Below are 18,185 nucleotides of genomic sequence, written 5' to 3'. Positions count from 1 at the left end.
TCCCCGAAACGGGCAGGAGAGGGCCTGCTCCCGGCCGGTTTCACCGGCAGCCTCTCGCCGACCAGCCATGCTGCCCCCTGCTCTTGCCGTTTGGCAACGGTCGAGTGCCCGAACGGCCGACGCCCTCCCGAACGGGTGTTTCAGCCATCGCCTCCACGCTGGGCCGTTGAAGATCCACTCAATCGCCCTGTCGGTTATTGGCAGCCAGATTGGTGACCTTGCGCTCGCCAGGGACCGTCGGCAGAATCGGCCCGAACGCGAGGCCGCCTCGTCGCGCAGCCCACCCCCGAGTCTCGATCATCACCGTCAACGTGGTGAAAGCTCGTGCCACAGAGGAGCATCCGCATGCCGGAAAAGGAACTGACGCTCGTTGACCGGTGCATTCTCATCACGCTGATGATCAAAGCGGCTCCGCTGCCGCAGACCTATCTGAAGAATGTCGCCGGCATCAGCGTCACGCCAGCACACCGTCGTCGTCTGGAATCGCTCGACCTGATCGAGGTGACGCCCAAACCGAGGATCATCCTGGAGTTGACCGACAAGGGCTGGGGGCGAGCCGCCCAGGAACTGGGGGCGGAGCCGCCGGCCAGGGCCGGTACGACGGGCGGAACCCTCTACGTCGTACTCGACTTCCTGCGCCGGTTGATCGACCATTCGGGGACTCGCGCCGACGACCTGTTCCGGATGCAGATCAAGGCAGACGAGGTCGCCCTCACGCCCCAGCCGGTCGCCGCTGGTTCGGCAGATCCGGTCACCCGGATTCGGCAGGCGTACCACGGGCTGGCCGGGGGACCCGGCGACTACGTCATGCTCGCCGACCTGCGTGCCGCGCTCGGTGACCTGCCCCGTGCCGAGTTCGACGCCGCCCTGATCCAGCTCAACCAGGAGCGCAACGTCCACCTGGTGCCGGAGTCCAACCAGAAGGTGCTCCGGCCGCAGGAACGGGCCGCCGCCGTGCACATCGGCAACCAGGACAAGCACCTCATCGCCATCTCGTCATGACCAGCGAGCAGGAACGGCGAGCGCTGGCTGCGCTGCGGTTCAACTGGGCCCCGACCCCTGACGACGTCTGGAAGCCGGCGCCGTTCCATGTGGAGGCGCTGCACCACGACGTGCTCCGGACCGTGCTCGACAGTTTCACCGAGGCGGACCACAGCGCCGACTCCAGCCCGGTGGGGGTCGCGATCCTCGGTCAACGGGGAACCGGCAAGACCCACCTGCTCGGCACGGTGCGGCAGGAGGTGCAGCAGCGCGGGGGGTTCTTCTTCCTGGTCGAGCTGTTGGAGGCTCGGGCGTTCTGGCACAGCACCGCGATGTCGCTCCTGGCAGGTCTGTCCCGGCCGATGCCGGACGGGACGACCCAGCTGCGTACCTTCCTGCGCCGGCTGGCGGACCGTACCGACGCTCCCCGGACCGTGCGCCGAGCGGTCACCGGGGACACCGAACTCAGCCGGTCCGCCCTCGATGCCTTCGTCGACCTTGTCCGTAAGGCGAACCGCCAGGTAGGCACCGAGTGTCAGGACACCCTCCGGGCGTTGGTGCTGTATGCCGCCGAGTCCTCGGACCTGGAGGACATCGGTTACGACTTCCTGTCCTCCAGCGACGAGGAGGAGCCGGGCACCCGGACAGCCTGGGGCCTGCGACGTAACCGGCGGGCACCGCAGGAGGTGGTTCGGGACACGTCGCGGCTGCTGGCCATGGTGGCACCGACGGTGATCGCGGTCGACCAGATCGACCTGATGGTCGCCCAGTCCGTCAAGGCCACCAACCAGGAGGTCCGAGGAGAGATCGACTGGCAGACGTCGCTGTTGCTGGAACAGGTGGCAAGTGGCCTGATGGCGCTGCGCGAGACCACCAAGCGCTCGCTGTCCGTGGTGTCCTGCCTGCCGCAGACCTGGCGTGACCTCAAGGAGCAGGCCACCGACACCGTCCAGGACCGATTCCGCGAGGCGGCCCCGCTCAAGGAGATCCCCTCCGTGGAGGTGGGGCGGGAACTGGTCGCGAAGCGGTTCGCGGTGCTCTTCGACGAGGTGGGGTTTACACCGCCGCACCCCACCTGGCCGGTTCACCCGGCCGCGTTCGACGAGGTCGTCGGGTTCACGCCGCGTGAGCTGCTGCGCCGTATCGACACGCACGTGCGGGCCTGCCTGACCAGCGGTGAGATCCGCGAACTGTCGCACCTCAAGTACGGCACCGCCGGCCCGGCGACCGCAGTGACCGGGGTACCGCCGGTCGGCGCGCGGCTGGCCGACGAGTTCGCCAAGATCGACGCACGGTACGCGGAGCTGATCGCCGGGGCGGACCCGGAATCCGCCCTGACCCAGCAGACCGAGGACGTGCGGGTGCCGGGGCTGCTCAAGGCCGGGTTGACGGCCTGGATCGCCGCGCAGGGCACCGGTGTCGACAGCTTCAGCCTCGACCCCATTCCCGCCGGAGGGAAACCGGCCCTGCACGCCCGACTGCGGCACAGCCTCGACGACGAGAGCGAGGACGAGGAGCACTGGTCGTTCCGGGCGGTCTGCGCGCCGCACCACATCGCCGCGCTCAACCGGATCCGCAACGCGGTCACCGCCGCCGGGCTCACCGAGGGAGTCGCCAAGCGGAAACTGTTCCTGCTGCGCACGCCGGAATGGTCACGCGGTGCCCGGACCCGTGAGGTGCTGGACGCCTTCACCCGGGCCGGTGGCCGGACGATCTCCTTTCCCGCCGCCGACATCCGCCGCCTGATCGCCCTGGAACAGCTCGTTCAGGACTTCGGGCTCGAGATATTGCGGCCGTGGTTCGCCGACCGGCGGCCGGCTGCCGAAATCACCTGCCTGTGCGAGGCGCTGGGCAGCGGACCCGAGGTGACCGAGGCGAGGGTGTCCGCGATCGGGCCCGGCGGTGCGACTCCGCCGGCTGTCGCTGTGGCGTCGCCGGGCGGGCCCGTCCATGCGGCGTCGCCGGGCGGGCCCGTCCATGCGGCGTCGCCGGGCGGTCCCGTCGGCGTGGCGTCGCTGTCATCCGTGTCTGCGGACATGGCGGGACCGCCGGTCGGGGGTGTTGTCCCCGACGCGGTACAAGCGATGCCGGCGCCCGGCCCGGGCATACCGGCAGGCCCACTCGTGGCCGGGATGAATCCGGAGCGGGTGGACATCGGAGTGGTGTCCGGTCGACCAGACCCGGTGCGCGTCGAGCTCGAATCCCTGCGTCGGCACACGGTGATCTTCGCTGGATCCGGCTCCGGCAAGACCGTCCTGATCCGCCGACTGGTCGAGGAGTGCGCGCTTCGTGGCGTGTCCGCCATCGTCCTCGATCCGAACAACGACCTGGCCCGCCTCGGCGAGGCGTGGCCGGCAGCGCCGACCGGCTGGGGGCCGGACGACCCGGACCGGGCCGCGGCCTACCTTGCCGGTACGGACGTGGTGATCTGGACGCCGGGCCGGCAGGCGGGTCGGCCACTGAGCTTCCAGCCGCTGCCCAGGTTCGTCGACGTGCTCGACGACCCGGACGGGTTCACGGCGGCGGTGAACGCCGCAGTGGCGACCCTCGCCCCGCACGCCCGGGTGGACGGCGGCACCGACAAGGCTCGGCTGGGCCGGGCGGTGTTACGGGAAGCGTTGATCAGTTACGCCCGGACCGGAGCCAACAACCTGCCTGAGTTCACCGAGGTGCTCAACGAGCTGCCCGACGGGGTCAGCCAGCTCGACGGTGCACAGAGGCTGGCGGCGGGCATGGCGCAACTGCTCAAGGCCGCGCTGATCAACGACCCGCTCCTCGGCGGCGCCGGCACCCCGGTCGACCCCGGTGAGCTGCTCACACCGCCACCGGGCAGACGTGCCCGGGTGTCGGTGATCAGTTTCGTCGGGTTGCCCGAGGACCACCAACGGCAGAGCTTCGTCAATCAGCTGCAACTCGCCCTGTTCACCTGGATCAAGCGTCATCCGGCCGGTGACCGACCACTGGGCGGACTATTCGTGATGGACGAGGCCCAGACGTTCGCTCCGTCCGCTGCCAACACGGCGTGTACTCAGAGCACCCTGGCGCTGACCTCGCAGGCCCGCAAGTACGGTCTGGGACTGGTCTTCGCCACGCAGGCACCGAAGGGGCTGCACAACCAGATTCCGGGCAACGCGGCCACCCAGTTCTTCGGCCTACTGACCGTGCCCGTGCAGATCGAGGCGGCCCGGGACGTGGCCAGAGCGAAGGGGGCCGACATCACCGACGTCGGCAGGATGCGTACGGGGCAGTTCTACGCTGCGGTCGAGGGCGGTCGGTTCGTCAAGATGCAGGCTCCGATGTGCCTGAGTCACCATCCGCGTAGTCCGCTGACCACCGAGGAGGTCGTCCACCGCGCGGCCAATCCGACGGCCGTACGGTAATCGGAAACGACGCGCTCGCGAACCGCGTTCGGTGCCGGTCGGCGTCGCAGCCGTTGGTCGGTCACCGGCCGGCGAGGGCTCCGGCCGGTGGGGGTAGGGCGAACTGCCAGCCGTCGGCCCGCAGGGGTGGGATGACGGCGTCGACGGCCTCGACGGTCTGACTGCGGTCGCCGCCGCCGTCGTGCAGCAGCACCACCGCGCCCGGGGTGACACCCTCGGTGAGGCGGCGGGCCAACTCGTCGGTGCCGGGTGGCACCCAGTCGGTGACGGCCAACTGCCAGCCCATTGGCCGCATCCCCAGGGCGGTCGCCACCGTCGGGGTCTGCCCCCAGGCGCCGTACGGGGCCCGGAAGTAGGGCAGTGGGGTCTGCGGTACGGCCCGGCGGATGACCGCGTTGGTCTCCAGCAGGTCCGAGGCGATCCGACCCAGGGTCCAGTCGCTCATGTCGTCGTGGTGCATGCTGTGGTTGCCCAGCGCGTGCCCGGCGGCGATGATCCGGCGGACCAGGTCGGGGTACTTCGCTGCCTGATCGCCCTGGAGGAAGAAGACCGCCGGCACGTCGTGGCCGGCGAGCACCTCGAGCAGGCGGGGGGTGTGCACCGGATGGGGTCCGTCGTCGAAGGTCAGGCAGAGGACCCGGTCGGTACCGATCGTGACTTCGGGACATGCCGCGACGCCCGGCGCGGACCTGGAGTGGGGTGCGGTCGGCGGGGGAGAGGTGCGAGGTGACATGCGCTCAGACCTTTTGGCGGTGGGTGGCGTGGTCGAGGTCGGCGCTGTCGCCGCCGAGGTACTGCACCTGTCGCCCGTCCTCGGCCCGGGTGGGATACAGATGGTGCGGATTCTTGGATGACCGACCATCGTGGACATCCAGGACCGATGGGAAGATGCCGCCCAGGGGCAGAAGGGGCGGGTCCGGGTGGACTCCGGGGAGTACGGCTCTGCGCAGCGACCGGGTGGCCGTCGCGTCTGCGTTCTCGGTCGACATGTTCGACTCCTTCAGGCTCCGATCCCGGAGCACTTCCGGAACTTCGCCGTGGGACACGCCTGGATTTCCCACACGCTAGCGGCTTGAGTCTGCTTGCGACACCCCTCTTGACCGCGCATGTCAATGCGTCGTAACGTGCCGGCCATCACCTCGAAAATACCGGCATTGACCTGAAACTTTCGGCATGCCGACTTGGGCCTCTCGCCGTGTGTGGCGGTGCGCGCGCACGTCCCAGGGTTGAAGGGATAAGGCATGACACTGCACGTCTCCCGCAGGTCGCTGCTCGGTCTGGCCGGTGCCGGTGCCGGTGCGGTTCTGCTGGGAGGCTGTGCGGACGACGAGTCCGACGGCCCGATCGGTCCACAACGGATCAACTGGTGGCACATCCAGAACACCGATCCCATGCTGCCGGTGTGGGCCGAGATGGCGCGGCTGTACGAAACCCGCCACCAGAACGTCACCATCGAGGTGACCCCCCAGGAGAACGAGGTGTTCAAGGCCGAGTTGGCCAAGGTCACCAAAGCCGGCTCGCCACCGGATCTGTTTCAGTCCTGGGGTGGCGGGCTGCTGCGCGAGCAGGCCGAGGCGGGGCTGGTCAAGGACATCACCTCGGAGGTGTCCCCCTGGATCGGGCAGCTGTTACCGGCCGCGCTGCAGCCGTACACCGTCAACGGTCGGATCTACGGCATCCCGTTCGACATCGGCATGATCGGCTTCTGGTACAACCGTGACCTCTTCGCCGAGGCCGGCATCATCTCGCCGCCGAACACCTGGTCCCAGTTGCTGACCACGGTCAAGAAGCTCAAGTCCGCGGGCATCGTGCCCATCGCCCTGGCCGGTAAGGACAAGTGGCCCGGGCACTACTACTGGGCGTACCTGGCGATGCGCATCGGCGGCCTGGGCGCCTTGCGGCGAGCGGCCGAGGACGGCGACTTCAACACCCCGGACTTCGTGGCCGCTGGCGAGCACGTCCGTCAACTGACCGACCTGGAGCCCTTCCAGCGTGGTTGGCGGCGCGCCGAGTACGGCTCCGACGAAGGTCAGGCCGCGGCGATGGGCAACGGTGAGGCCGCCATGGAGCTGATGGGCCAGTGGGCCCCCTCCATTCAGGCCTCCTCGTCCACCAGCAAGCTGGGCATCGGCGGGCAACTCGGCTTCTTCACCTTCCCGATGGTGGAGGGCGGCAAGGGCGAGGCCACGGACGCCTTCGGTGGCGGTAACGGCTTCGCGGTCGGTCGCAACGCGCCCCCCGCCACAGTGGACTTTCTGCGGTCGCTGCTGCGGTCGGAGAACCAGCGTTGGGCGGCGGAGACCGGTGCCGTGCTGCCCACCAACCTGGCCGCCGTCGGCCGGATCAAGGACGCGAACAACCAGGTGGTGGCGGCGCATCTGGCTGTCGCCAGCGGGTTCCAGCTCTATCTCGACCAGGCCTTCCCCCCGGCGGTCGGCGAGCAGATCAACAAGAGTGTCGCCGATCTGATCGTCGGCTCGAAGCGGCCCGACCAGATCGTCAAGGACATCACCAGGGTGGCGCAGAAACAGTAGTGATGTCCGTTGGTCGACCAGTCGGCTGCGGCACGGTGACGTTTGAGCAAAGGGAGGGCCGCGTGGGTGTCAACGACAACCGCACGGTGACCATCGCGGCGATCGCCCGCCTGGCCGGGGTGTCGGTGCCGACGGTGTCGCGGGTGATCAATGGTCGTTCGGATGTGGCTCCGCAGACGCGTCAGCGGGTGGAGGAGTTGCTGTCGCGGCATGGGTATCGGCGTCGGCCGCCGAGTATGCGGGCCAGTTCGGGTCTGGTGGATCTGGTGTTCAACGATCTGGACAGTCCGTGGGCGGTGGAGATCATTCGTGGGGTGGAGGATGTGGCCCACGCCGCCGGGGTGGGCACGGTGGTCTCCGCCATCCACCGGCGTACCTCCTCGGCGAAGCAGTGGCTGGACAACATCCGGACCCGCTCCACCGAGGGGGTCATCTTCGTGACCTCCACCCTTGAGCCCCCGCAGCAGGCCGAGTTGCGTCGGCTCAACATCCCTGTGGTGATCGTCGACCCGGCCGGTGTTCCCTCCCAGGACGCACCGACCATCGGCGCCACGAACTGGGCGGGCAGTCTGCGGGCCACGGAGTACCTGATCGGTCTGGGGCACCGGCGGATCGGGTTCATCGCCGGACTGCCGCAGTTGATGTGCAGTCGGGCCCGAATGGACGGCTACCGGGCCGCCCTGGAGGCCGCCGGACTGCCCATCGACGACCGGCTGATCCAGCCGGGCAACTTCTACCACGAAGCCGGGTTCGCCGGCGGGTCGCGGCTGCTGGCCCTGGCGGATCCGCCGACGGCCATCTTCGCCTCCAGCGACCAGATGGCCCTCGGGGTCTACGAGGCCGTACGGCAGCGCGGGCTGCGGATGCCCGGCGACGTCAGCGTGGTCGGCTTCGACGACCTGCCGGAGGTGCGGTGGTGCTCGCCTCCGTTGACCACGGTCCGTCAGCCGCTGGCCCAGATGGGGATGCTGGCCGCCCGTACGGTGCTGCGGTTGGCCAAGGGGGAGAAGGTGGAGAGCCCTCGGGTGGAGTTGGCCACCGAACTGGTCATCCGGGACAGCGCGGCCGCCCCGAAGGGCTGATCAACACGCTCCCGCACGGCCCCGACCGGTGCTCCGGCGATGACCGCTGGGCGAATGTGAATTGCACCAATTACCGGTAGGCGGCTGGAATTTCTCAGCACTAGGGTAAGGAGGGCAGCCGGCCGCCCGTCCCGGCCGCTCCTCGTCGCCGCGCGGGCTGTCGCCGTACCGGTTGGGAGTGCTGTGGCCGCCAGAGAAACCCGCAAGGTGACCATCTCCGTGATCGCCGACCTGGCCGGGGTGTCGGTGCCGACGGTGTCGCGGGTGATCAATGGTCGTTCGGATGTGGCTCCGCAGACGCGTCAGCGGGTGGAGGAGTTGCTGTCGCGGCATGGGTATCGGCGTCGGCCGCCGAGTATGCGGGCCAGTTCGGGTCTGGTGGATCTGGTGTTCAACGATCTGGACAGTCCGTGGGCGGTGGAGATCATTCGTGGGGTGGAGGATGTGGCCCACGCCGCCGGGGTGGGCACGGTGGTCTCCGCCATCCACCGCCAGAACACCTCCGCCGAACAGTGGCTCGACGGCATGCGGCGGCGCGGCACCGAGGGGGTCATCTTCGTGACCTCCATGGTCGAGCCGCCGCTACAGGCCGAGTTGCGTCGGCTCAACATCCCTGTGGTGATCGTCGACGCGGACGGGCTGCCGGCCCAGGAGGCGCCGACGATCGGTGCCGCCAACTGGGCCGGTGGCCTGCGCGCCACGGAGTATCTGATCGGTCTGGGGCACCGGCGGATCGGGTTCATCGCCGGGCCGCCGCAGTTGATGTGCAGCCGGGCCCGAATGGACGGCTACCGGGCCGCCCTGGAAGCCGCCGGACTCACCTTCGACGAGACCCTCGTCTGCCCGGGCGACTTCTACCACGAGGCCGGGTTCGTCGGCGGCGGGCGACTGCTGGGGTTGGCGGACCCGCCGACCGCGATCTTCGCCTCCAGCGACCAGATGGCTCTGGGGGTCTACGAGGCCGTACGGCAGCGGGGGCTGCGGATTCCGGACGATGTCAGCGTGGTCGGCTTCGACGACCTGCCGGAGGTGCGGTGGTGCTCGCCTCCGTTGACCACGGTGCGTCAGCCGTTGAGCGAGATGGGGATGCTGGCCGCCCGTACGGTGCTGCGGTTGGCCAAGGGGGAGCGGGTGGAGAGCCCTCGGGTGGAGTTGGCCACGGAACTCGTCATCCGGGACAGTGCCGCCCCGGTGGCATAGGAGTTTACCGATAATTTTCCGGAAGCTGTTGACCGGAGTATCGGTCACCGCCCACGATGGAACTGGTCACCCGTTCTGCGAACGAAGTGATCAGGTGGTCGCCCGCCGTGCCCGCGGCACCGCCGAACCTGGCCCGCGTCGACCGGACAACTGATCGTCCGGCCGGCGCGGGCACCTTCGTTCTGCTGTCGGCAGATCTGCTGACGGTGAACCGGGCTCCCGTGGCTCCTCGACCAGGGGCAGGGTGAGGCGTATGCGACTGCTGATGCTGGGTGGAACGGGATTCGTGGGCGGGGCGACGGTCTCCGAGGCCCTCGATCGTGGCTGGTCGGTCACGGTGTTCAACCGGGGGCGGCACGGGGCTCCTCCGGCCGGCGTACGACGTCTCGTGGGTGACCGCCTGACCCCGGACGGCCTGGGCGCGCTCGCCGACGGCGAGTGGGATGTGGTCGTCGACACCTGGGATGGTGCGCCCAGGGCCGCAGGGCAGGTGGCGCGGCTGCTGGCCGGTCGGATCGGCCACTACGTCTACGTCTCCAGCGGCTCCGTCTACGCCCCGCCGGTGCCGGCCGGGGTGACCGAGCGGGATCCGGTGGTCGAGGCCGACCCGGAGGCCACCGAAGGTGACTACCCCCAGCTGAAGGCCGGTGCCGAGCGGGCCCTGCGGGAGGTGTTGGGCGACCGGGTGTTGCTGGCCCGGGCCGGGCTGATCCTGGGCCCCGGCGAGGACATCGGTCGGCTGCCGTGGTGGCTTGGCCGCATCGCCCGCGGCGGCGAGGTGCTGGCACCCGGTCCCGCCGACCTGCCGGTGCAGTACATCGACGTCCGGGACCTGGCGGCCTACCTGCTGGACTCCGGGGCGGCCCGGCGCGGCGGCCCCGTCAACGTGGTCGGTCGGCCCGGGTCGGCCACCTTCGGTGAACTGCTGGCCGCCTGTCTCGACGCCACCGGTGCGGACGCCCGGCTGCGCTGGGTCGACCCGGAACGGATCCTCGCCGCCGGGGTCGTGCCCTGGAACGACCTGCCGATCTGGATTCCACCTGACCACGAGTGGCGGTGGCTTCAGCAGAAGGACGTCACCCGCGCGTACGCCGACGGGCTGCGCTGCCGACCCCTGACCGAGACGGTGGCCGACACCTGGTCCTGGCTGCGCCGGGTCGGCCAGGTGCCGTCCCGGGCCGGTCGGCCGCCCCGGCCACCGGTCGGTCTGGACCCGCACCGGGAGGCCGCACTGCTCGCCACCCTGCCCGGCTAGGCGTGGTGGTGTACCGGCAGGTCCAGCACCTCGTCGACCTCCCGGCGAGGGGTGGGCCAGCCGGGCTGGCCGTACCCGACCCGCATCACCATCTGGGGGGCGCCGAAGCGTCCCAGCGACACCCGTAGCTGTTCGCGGGCCGAGGGCACCTCGACCGGCTGGGACAGCATGGACACCGACAGGCCGGCGTCGGTGGCGGTGAGCAGCACCCGCTGCATCGCCTGACCGGCGATGACCTGGTCGACCGCGGTGTTGCCGGGGGAGCCGAGCACCGCTACCAGGGGCTCGGGTTCGAAGTCGCGGCCGGGGGGTCGGTGTCGGTCGCCGAAGTCCCGGGCCGGCAGCAGGTCCTGCGGCTCGGCCAGCGGGCCGCCGGCGGTGACCGGTACCCCGTCGGGGGCGTGCTCGCGGCGAATCCAGGCCTGCCGTTCCGCCCGGTAGGCCGGGTCGCGTTCGAGGACCCGGTTGGCGCTGTGCGCGATCTCGGCGAAGGCGTTGACCGCACTGACCCCGATCAGCAACTCCAGCCAGCAGTGCTCGGCACGGGCCGCGTCACCGAGCCGCCAACGGGCGTCGGCCGGTACGGGGTCGGGCCAGAACGGGGCCCGGTTGCTGAACCGGCGGGGGATGGCGGCGTGCAGGTTCTGCTCGGCGGGGGTGGGTCGGCGGGGCACATCCGGCACCAGTCGGGCCACGACGTCCGGCTCCGAGGGGTACGGCCGCAGCCGTACCGTCGCCGGGGTACCGGCCACCGCCAGGGCCAGTCGCAGGTTGAACAGGGCCGCTCCGGCGGCTAGGCGGGCACCCCAGCCGCTGGGGTCGGTGGCGGGCAGCCGGCGGGCCGGGTCGATCAGGACCTCGATGGCACCATCACGGAGCCGGAACCGCCACGGCTGGACGTTGTGCAGGGACGGCGCGCGGATCGCGTCGATGGCGGCGGTCCGCAACTGTTCGACCGTGTAGCCGTTTTCCATGGTCGTACCCCCTCACACTCACCCGTTACATCCACGGTGCGCCCTCACCACCCCTCCAGAGCAGGGCCACACGTCCCGAACCCCCAGGACCCCCGCCCACCCTTGCCCGCATCTCCCATGGCCCCCGGCCCTCGGCGTTGATCAAGAGGTTTCGGTCTGGATCCGGGCGTACGCGGACGTAAACCTCTTGATCAACAGGGTTGAGGGGGAGGGTTGGGACCTTTGGCCCGTGCGGGGGGTGGGGTGGGCGGGGTAGAAACGGGGGATGATCCGGGTGTTCTTGCTCGACGACCACGAGGTCGTCCGTCGTGGCCTCGCCGACCTGCTGCAGGCAAGTGGCGACATTGAGGTGGTTGGTGAGTCCGGTTCCGCGCAGGAGGCGGCCCGCCGGATTCCCGCGCTGCGGCCGGACGTGGCGATCCTCGACGCCCGGCTGCCCGACGGCAACGGCATCGACGTGTGCCGGGACATCCGGGCGGTGGACTCCTCGATCAAGGGGCTGATCCTGACCTCGTACGAGGACGACGAGGCCCTGTTCGCCGCGATCATGGCCGGGGCCTCCGGCTACGTGCTCAAGCAGATCCGCGGCACCGACCTGGTAGACGCGGTACGCCGGGTGGCGGCCGGTCAGTCGCTGCTCGACCCGGCGATCACCACCCGGGTGCTGGACCGCATCCGCAGCGGGGTGGAACAACCCCGCGAGTTGCAGGCCCTCACCGAGCAGGAGCGGCGGATCTTGGAGTACGTGGCCGAGGGGCTGACCAACCGGGAGATCGCCGGCAAGATGTTCCTGGCCGAGAAGACGGTCAAGAACTACGTCTCCAGCGTGCTGGCCAAGTTGGGCCTGGAGCGGCGCACCCAGGCCGCCGTCCTGGCCACCCGCCTGCTCGGCAAGAGCACCTAGCCCGGCCCCGGCAGGGTGAGCTGCGCTGGTCAGTCCCGCAGGGGGATCGACCAGTACAGCTCGGTGCCCTGCGGCTCGGCCGGGCGTACCTCGAAGGTCCCGCCGTGGCGTTCGGCGCGTTCACGCAGGTTGACCAGGCCGCCCCGGGCGGCCGCCGGGTCGCACCCGACCCCGTTGTCGGCGACGCTGACAGTGACCCGGGTGGCGTCCACACTCACGGTCACCGACACGGCCGAGGCCTGGGCGTGGCGTACGGCGTTGGAGAGGGCCTCCCGCAGCACGGCGGTGAGTTCGGGACGGACCGGGTCGGGCACGGCGCTGTCGATCGGCCCGACCAGCTCCAGCCGAGGGCGGAAGCCCAGGGATTCGGCGGCCACCTCGACGGCCTCACGGATCTCGGTACGCAGCGCCGCACTCACCGGGCTGCGCAGCTCGAAGATGGTGCGCCGGATGTCCTTGATGGTGGCGTCCAGGTCGTCGACCGCCGCGTTGATCCGCTTGGCCAGCTCCGGACGGCCGGCCAACGGCACCGCGCTCTGCAACTGGAGGCCGGTGGCGAACAACCGCTGGATGACCACGTCGTGCAGGTCCCGGGCGATGCGCTCGCGGTCCTCCAGGACCACAAGCTGTTCCCGTTCCTCCTGCCCCCGGGCCCGTTCCATGGCCAGGGCGGCCTGCCCGGCGAAGCTGCCCAGCAGCACCACGTCGTCGTCGGTGGCCCCGTCGTGGTCGACGCTGTGCGCGATCACCAGCACCCCGTGCAGGGTGTCGGCGGTGGCCAGCGGCGAGATCACCGCCGGGCCGGTGTGCAGCACCGCCGGCCAGGGCGCGGCGTGGGCCAGGTCCTCCACGGAGGTGTGCCGGCCCTCGGTGACCGGGCCGGCGAAGCTGGTGTCCTCGGCCGGCAGCACCGTGCCGACCAGCGCGCGGGCCTGGTCGCCGGCACCGTCGACGACCTCCACGGTGAAGTGCTCGGCCATGTCGTCGTAGAGCAGCACCAGGGCCAGCTCGGCCTCGGCGACCTCCCGGGCCCGGCGGGCCACCAGGGTCAGGGCGTCGGTACGGCGTACCTCACCGAGCAGCAGGGAGGTGATCTCGGCGGTGGCGGACAGCCAGCGTTCCCGCCGGTTGGCCAGGGCGTACAGCCGGGCGTTCTCGATCGCCACCCCGGCCGCCGCGGCCAGCGCCACGACGATCTCCTCGTCGTCCTCGGTGAACTGGGCGCCGCCCTGCTTCTCGGCCAGGTAGAGGTTGCCGAAGACCTGGTCCCGGATGCGGATCGGCACCCCCAGGAAGGTGTGCATCGGGGGATGGTGCGGCGGGAAGCCGTACGAGTGGGGGTGCTGGGTGATGTCCGGCATCCGCAGCGGCTTCGGATCGTCGATCAGCAGGCCGAGCACCCCCCGGCCGTGCGGCAGGTCACCGATCTTGGCGTGCAGTTCCGGGGAGATGCCGTGGGTGATGAAGTCGTGCAGGGTCCGGTCCGCCCCGATCACCCCGAGGGCCCCGTACCGGGCGCCGGCCAGCTCACAGGCCGACTGCACGATCCGTAGCAGGGTGCTGTGCAGATCCAGGTCGGTGCCGATGCCGACCACCGCGTCCAGCAGGGCGCGCAGCCGTTCCCGGCTGGTCACCACCTCGCCGACCCGGTCCAGCATCTCCTGGAGCAGTTCGTCGAGGTGGACCCGGGACAGCGGACTTAGCCCGAGGGAGGGGGGCTCGTGGCGGGGGTTCGGGGCACCGAGAGTCACCAGGCGATGCTATCCGGCGCACCGCCGGGACAGAACGCCCGTGTTGATCACCCTTCCAGAGCGGAGGTGTCCACCACCTGTTCCCGGGGCAGCCGGGGGGTGTGCGGGGGGCCGGCGTGTTCCGGGTCGGCCACCCCCAGCCGCAGGGCGAGGTACGGGTGACCGAAACCGGCCAGCACCTGTCGCAGGATCTGTCGGGTGCCGCCGACCTCCACCACCCCGCTCAACGGCACCACGGACACCCCCAGCCGGGTGGCGTGCAACCAGGCCGCGGAGAGCGCCTCCCCGGCGCGCAGCCAACTGAGGGGATTGTCCTCGTCTCCGTACAGCACCCCGTAGGAGGCCGCCCGGTCGTGACCCGGGCCACCGGGCAGGGCGCCGGGGCGGCCGAAGTCCCTACCCGGCACGGTGGTCTGGGCGGGCTGCTCCAGCAGCACCTCCGGGGGAAGTCCGCTGCCACCGGCGCGGCTGGTCCAGTAGTCCAGTTCCTCCCGCAGCGCGGAGTCCTCCGACTCGACCGCGGCGGCGTGCGAGGCCGCGGCGGCCAGTTGCAGCACCTGGTCCCGGTCGAGGATCTCCAGGTGGACCCCCTCGGCGGCGGCCGCCGAGGCGATCGCGGACAGGGCCTGCTCGCTCACCGGCTCCTCGCTGACCGGCCGCCGGTCGGTGTGCCGCACCTGCATGCACTGCACCATGTGCATGGCTTCCGGGTCGGCTCCGGAGGGCTGCGGCGTGGTCAGCCGGGCCAGCAGGTCCGGCTCCTCCGGATCGGGCAGCCGGTACACCTGGGCGGTCCAACCCTCGGCGGCCAACGCCAGCCGCGCGTGGTGCAGGGCGGCACCGCAGCTGAGGGTGACCAACTGGCCGGTGGGGTCGGTGGCGGTCGGCTGGCGGTCGCGGACCACCCGCAGCTCCAACGCCTCCGGCAGTACCCGCCACCGCCAGGGTTGGGTGTTGTGCACCGACGGCGCGTGGCCGGCCATCGCGGCGGCCTCCACCAGGGCGGTGGTCAACGGGCGGGTAGCCGGGGTCTGCTGGCTCATCGTCACGACCTTTCCGTATGTCCCCATCGTGCCGCACCCGGGTACGGCTGTGGGGCGGGTCTCGTTCATCCTGGGCCACACCTCGGTCGTCCGCACGGCCGGATGGGCCCCTCGGCAGGGGCACTCCGGCCCCGATTCTGCCCGGCCTCGGCGGCCCGTCGACGGTGGCGGCAGCCGACTTTGGGTGCCCCGCGGGGCGGAAGTGGCCGACATCGGGGTCCCCGGGTTGGGACGATCCGCTGGTGGGAGTGCAGTCGCAGGCCGGCGAGCCGGAGCGCGGTCCAGGGGAATGCCTGCCGGAGCACCCGGCCGGACCGGGTCGCTCCGGTCGGCACGGCCTGCGCTGGGGGTTGTGGGCACCGCTGACCGGTCTGACCGCGCTGGTGCTGGTCGGGGTCGGGTTGCGGTTGGCCGGGCGTACCGGTGCCGCCGACCTGGTGTGGGCGGGAGTCACCCTGGTCGCCCTGCTGCCCGCCGCCGTCTCCGTACTGCGTGACCTGTGGCGGCGCCGGTTCGGGGTGGACGTGATCGCGGTCCTGGCGCTGGGCGGTGCCCTGGGGGTGGGGGAGTACCTGGCCGGTGCGGTGATCGCGGTGATGCTGGCCACCGGGCGGACCCTGGAGGCGTACGCACAGCGGCGGGCCACCCGGGACCTGCGGGCCCTGCTGGAACGGGCCCCCCGCACCGCCCGACGGCGCACCCCCGAGGGGGGTATCGAGGTGGTGCCGGTGGACCGGGTGGCGGTGGGGGACCGGCTGCTGGTCGGCCCCGGGGACGTGGTCGCCGTCGACGGGGTGACGGAGGAACCCGCGACCCTGGACGAGTCCGTCGTCACCGGGGAGTCCCGGCTCGTCGAGAAGGGGATCGGGGCGGCGGTGGCCAGTGGGGTCGTCAACGCCGGTGCCGCCTTCGGACTGCGGGCCACCGAGAGTGCCGCCCGCAGCACCTACGCCGGCATCGTCCGGCTGGCCCAGGAGGCCACCGCCCGCAAGGCGCCGACCGTACGCCTGGCCGACCGGTACGCCGCGGCCTTCGTACCCTTCACCCTCCTGCTGGCCGGCCTGGGCTGGGTGGTGTCCGGTGATGTCGTCCGGGCGGTGGCCGTGCTGGTGGTGGCGACCCCCTGCCCGCTGCTGCTGGCCACCCCGATCGCCATCGTCTCCGGGCTGTCCCGGGTGGCCCGCCGGGGGGTGCTGGTCCGCGACGGGGGGTCCCTGGAGTTGCTGGGCCGGGCGCGGACCCTGCTGGTGGACAAGACCGGCACTCTGACCGGCGGTCGTCCCCGGGTGGCCGAGACCCGGGTGGCCCCCGGCGGGGACCCCGAGGAGGTGTTGCGACTGGCCGCCTCGGTGGAGCAGTTGTCCCCCCACGTACTGGCCGCGGCCCTGGTGGACCAGGCCCGTGACCGGGGACTGCGGCTGACCATGCCGACCGAGGTGACCGAGGAGGCGGGCAGGGGGGTGCAGGGCCGGGTCGACGGGCGGCGCATCCGGGTAGGGCAACTGGCCGGGGACCCCCCACCCTGGGCCCGGGCCCGGCTAACGGAACCGGGACAGTCCGCGGTCTGGGTCACCGACGAGACCGGGCCGATCGGCGCGATCCTGCTGGCCGACCCGGTCCGCCCGGACGCCCGCCGGGTGGTGGACCGGCTGCGCACCGCCGGCCTGACCCGGATCGTGATGGTCACCGGCGACCGGCCGGACGCCGCCCGGCGGGTGGCCGAGGAGGTGGGGGTCGACGACGTGGTGGCCCACTGCACCCCGCAGGAGAAGGTCGCCCGGGTGCAGGCCGAGGCCGATCGGGCGGTGACCGTGATGGTCGGCGACGGGGTCAACGACGCACCGGCGTTGGCACAGGCCCATGTCGGGGTGGCCATGGGGGCCACCGGGGCCAGCGCCTCCGCGGACGTGGCCGACGCCGTGCTCACGGTCGACCGGCTGGATCCCCTGGCCGACGCGGTGGAGATCGCCCGGTACGCCCGCCGGATCGCCGTGCAGAGCGCCACGGTCGGCATGGGCCTGGCGGTGTGCGCGATGGCGGTCGCGGCGGTCGGCTACCTGCCCCCGGTGGCCGGTGCCTTCCTTCAGGAGGGCATCGACGTGCTGGTGATCCTCAACGCCCTGCGGGCCCTGCACGGGGGTCTGCGCGCCTCCGCCTCCCCGTCGGCCTGAGCGCCGGCGGGGAGGCGAAGGAATCGCTCAGCGTTCCCGGACCACCGCTACCGGGCAGTGGGCGTGTTGGATGAGCTGCTGACTGACCGAGCCGAGCAGCATGCCGCGTAGCCCGCCCCGGCCCCGGCAACCGACCACCATGAGCTGCGCGTTGCGGCTGGCCTCGATCAGCAGCCCGGCGGGTGCGGCGGCCACCGCTTCCACGGTCACCTCGACGTTCGGGAAGGCCGCCTGCCAGCGGGCCAGGGGCTCGTCCAGATCGGCGCGATGCGCGGCCAGCGCCGCCTCGCGGGCCTGCTCGCCGCGCAGGTGCCACTGCTCCCGTCCGGGCTGCCAGGCCCGCACGACGTGCAGCGGCACCTGGCGCAGGGCCGCCTGCTCGACGGCGAACCCCAGGGCCAGCAGGGACTGCTCCGAGCCGTCCACCCCGACCGCGACATGTCCCTCCCGGCCCGCACCGGCGGTCTCCTGACGGACCACCACCACCGGGCAGTGGGCGTGGGCGGTGACACTGACGGCGGTGGAGCCGGCCAGCAGGCCGGTGAAGCCGCCGTGCCCCCGGCTACCCAGCACGACCAGGCCGGCCTCTTTGGAGCACTCCTCCAGCACCAGGGCGGGTGGCCCGTCGAGCACCTCACCGCTGATCGTCAGGTCGGGGTGCGCGGCGGCGGCCTCGGCAGCCGCCTTGCGTACCAGCTCCTCGACCTCCTGCCGGGCCTGCTCGTCCGGCCACATCCCCGGGGTCATGCCGGGCCCGATCCAACCGGCCACGGTCAACCATTCGAAGACGTACGCCAGCCGTATCGGCCGGCCGTCCCGGTGGGCCTGTCCCAGCGCCCACTCGAGGGCCACCGCCGCGTCCGGTGAGCCGTCGTAGCCCACCACGATCTGCTCGTCGCTCACGATGATC

The 18,185-nt window shown here is 71.4% G+C and carries 14 protein-coding genes; 8 read left to right on the top strand and 6 right to left on the bottom strand.

Features of this window, described 5'->3' with window-relative positions; translation table 11 throughout:
* Positions 1 to 396 precede the first annotated feature (396 nt).
* Positions 397 to 1,002, top strand: a complete 606-nt coding sequence (locus tag ACGFIK_RS00235; protein WP_393336967.1) for a hypothetical protein — start codon at positions 397 to 399, stop codon at positions 1,000 to 1,002.
* Positions 999 to 4,361 (top strand): helicase HerA domain-containing protein, encoded by a 3,363-nt coding sequence (locus ACGFIK_RS00230; protein WP_393336964.1) that lies wholly within the window; start codon positions 999 to 1,001, stop codon positions 4,359 to 4,361. Before ACGFIK_RS00235 ends, ACGFIK_RS00230 begins: the two co-directional genes overlap by 4 nt.
* A gap of 61 nt (positions 4,362 to 4,422) precedes the next feature.
* Here the strand turns inward: ACGFIK_RS00230 and ACGFIK_RS00225 are convergent, their stop codons facing one another.
* Positions 4,423 to 5,094, bottom strand: a complete 672-nt coding sequence (locus ACGFIK_RS00225; RefSeq protein ID WP_327022010.1) for a polysaccharide deacetylase family protein — start codon at positions 5,092 to 5,094, stop codon at positions 4,423 to 4,425.
* 4 nt (positions 5,095 to 5,098) lie between these two features.
* Positions 5,099 to 5,350: a hypothetical protein gene (locus ACGFIK_RS00220; protein WP_393336961.1), complete on the bottom strand. Its 252-nt coding sequence runs from the start codon at positions 5,348 to 5,350 to the stop codon at positions 5,099 to 5,101.
* A 252-nt stretch (positions 5,351 to 5,602) separates the two neighbouring features.
* Between ACGFIK_RS00220 and ACGFIK_RS00215 the strand changes: the two genes are divergently transcribed.
* The 4 genes from ACGFIK_RS00215 to ACGFIK_RS00200 all read left to right on the top strand — a co-directional run bounded on the left by ACGFIK_RS00215 (position 5,603) and on the right by ACGFIK_RS00200 (position 10,432).
* Positions 5,603 to 6,895 (top strand): extracellular solute-binding protein, encoded by a 1,293-nt coding sequence (locus ACGFIK_RS00215; protein WP_393336958.1) that lies wholly within the window; start codon positions 5,603 to 5,605, stop codon positions 6,893 to 6,895.
* A 62-nt stretch (positions 6,896 to 6,957) separates the two neighbouring features.
* Positions 6,958 to 7,977, top strand: a complete 1,020-nt coding sequence (locus ACGFIK_RS00210) for a LacI family DNA-binding transcriptional regulator (RefSeq protein ID WP_327022007.1) — start codon at positions 6,958 to 6,960, stop codon at positions 7,975 to 7,977.
* 183 nt (positions 7,978 to 8,160) lie between these two features.
* Complete coding sequence (locus ACGFIK_RS00205) at positions 8,161 to 9,177, top strand: LacI family DNA-binding transcriptional regulator (protein ID WP_327022006.1); 1,017 nt, start codon at positions 8,161 to 8,163, stop codon at positions 9,175 to 9,177.
* A gap of 253 nt (positions 9,178 to 9,430) precedes the next feature.
* The gene (locus ACGFIK_RS00200) at positions 9,431 to 10,432 is read left to right on the top strand and encodes a reductase (protein ID WP_327022005.1); all 1,002 of its coding nucleotides are present in this window, start codon (positions 9,431 to 9,433) and stop codon (positions 10,430 to 10,432) included.
* Here the strand turns inward: ACGFIK_RS00200 and ACGFIK_RS00195 are convergent.
* Positions 10,429 to 11,406: an Acg family FMN-binding oxidoreductase gene (locus tag ACGFIK_RS00195; protein WP_327022004.1), complete on the bottom strand. Its 978-nt coding sequence runs from the start codon at positions 11,404 to 11,406 to the stop codon at positions 10,429 to 10,431. The two genes, ACGFIK_RS00200 and ACGFIK_RS00195, sit on opposite strands and share 4 nt — an antisense overlap.
* A gap of 265 nt (positions 11,407 to 11,671) precedes the next feature.
* On the opposite strand from ACGFIK_RS00195, the gene ACGFIK_RS00190 reads away from it, so the two are divergent.
* Positions 11,672 to 12,310 carry a response regulator transcription factor gene (locus ACGFIK_RS00190; protein ID WP_327022003.1) on the top strand — a complete coding sequence of 213 codons (639 nt, stop codon included), beginning with the start codon at positions 11,672 to 11,674 and terminating at the stop codon, positions 12,308 to 12,310.
* A gap of 29 nt (positions 12,311 to 12,339) precedes the next feature.
* Here ACGFIK_RS00190 and ACGFIK_RS00185 read toward each other — a convergent pair whose 3' ends face one another.
* Positions 12,340 to 13,968, bottom strand: a complete 1,629-nt coding sequence (locus ACGFIK_RS00185; protein WP_327027191.1) for a GAF domain-containing sensor histidine kinase — start codon at positions 13,966 to 13,968, stop codon at positions 12,340 to 12,342.
* Between the two features lie 140 nt (positions 13,969 to 14,108).
* The gene (locus tag ACGFIK_RS00180) at positions 14,109 to 15,104 is read right to left on the bottom strand and encodes an Acg family FMN-binding oxidoreductase (protein WP_393336953.1); all 996 of its coding nucleotides are present in this window, start codon (positions 15,102 to 15,104) and stop codon (positions 14,109 to 14,111) included.
* 242 nt (positions 15,105 to 15,346) lie between these two features.
* On the opposite strand from ACGFIK_RS00180, the gene ACGFIK_RS00175 reads away from it, so the two are divergent.
* A complete protein-coding gene (locus ACGFIK_RS00175; RefSeq protein WP_393336951.1) occupies positions 15,347 to 17,275 on the top strand; it encodes a heavy metal translocating P-type ATPase in 1,929 nt (642 codons plus the stop codon).
* A 27-nt stretch (positions 17,276 to 17,302) separates the two neighbouring features.
* Here the strand turns inward: ACGFIK_RS00175 and ACGFIK_RS00170 are convergent, their stop codons facing one another.
* Positions 17,303 to 18,178, bottom strand: coding sequence for a universal stress protein (locus tag ACGFIK_RS00170; protein ID WP_327022001.1), 876 nt, complete (start codon positions 18,176 to 18,178; stop codon positions 17,303 to 17,305).
* Positions 18,179 to 18,185: the final 7 nt, after the last annotated feature.

The organism is Micromonospora sp. NPDC048871, from assembly GCF_043198155.1.
Classification (GTDB): domain Bacteria; phylum Actinomycetota; class Actinomycetes; order Mycobacteriales; family Micromonosporaceae; genus Micromonospora.
This window is presented reverse-complemented; position numbering and strand designations above follow the sequence as displayed.

What these genes read in the sequence shown, in the direction of transcription:
- ACGFIK_RS00235 (WP_393336967.1), top strand. Translation starts at nt 397, where the DNA reads ATGATCAAAGCGGCTCCGCTGCCGCAGACCTATCTGAAGAATGTCGCC.
- ACGFIK_RS00230 (WP_393336964.1), top strand. Translation starts at nt 999, where the DNA reads ATGACCAGCGAGCAGGAACGGCGAGCGCTGGCTGCGCTGCGGTTCAAC.
- ACGFIK_RS00225 (WP_327022010.1), bottom strand. Translation starts at nt 5,094, where the DNA reads ATGTCACCTCGCACCTCTCCCCCGCCGACCGCACCCCACTCCAGGTCC.
- ACGFIK_RS00220 (WP_393336961.1), bottom strand. Translation starts at nt 5,350, where the DNA reads ATGTCGACCGAGAACGCAGACGCGACGGCCACCCGGTCGCTGCGCAGA.
- ACGFIK_RS00215 (WP_393336958.1), top strand. Translation starts at nt 5,603, where the DNA reads ATGACACTGCACGTCTCCCGCAGGTCGCTGCTCGGTCTGGCCGGTGCC.
- ACGFIK_RS00200 (WP_327022005.1), top strand. Translation starts at nt 9,431, where the DNA reads ATGCGACTGCTGATGCTGGGTGGAACGGGATTCGTGGGCGGGGCGACG.
- ACGFIK_RS00195 (WP_327022004.1), bottom strand. Translation starts at nt 11,406, where the DNA reads ATGGAAAACGGCTACACGGTCGAACAGTTGCGGACCGCCGCCATCGAC.
- ACGFIK_RS00190 (WP_327022003.1), top strand. Translation starts at nt 11,672, where the DNA reads ATGATCCGGGTGTTCTTGCTCGACGACCACGAGGTCGTCCGTCGTGGC.
- ACGFIK_RS00185 (WP_327027191.1), bottom strand. Translation starts at nt 13,968, where the DNA reads ATGCTGGACCGGGTCGGCGAGGTGGTGACCAGCCGGGAACGGCTGCGC.
- ACGFIK_RS00180 (WP_393336953.1), bottom strand. Translation starts at nt 15,104, where the DNA reads ATGAGCCAGCAGACCCCGGCTACCCGCCCGTTGACCACCGCCCTGGTG.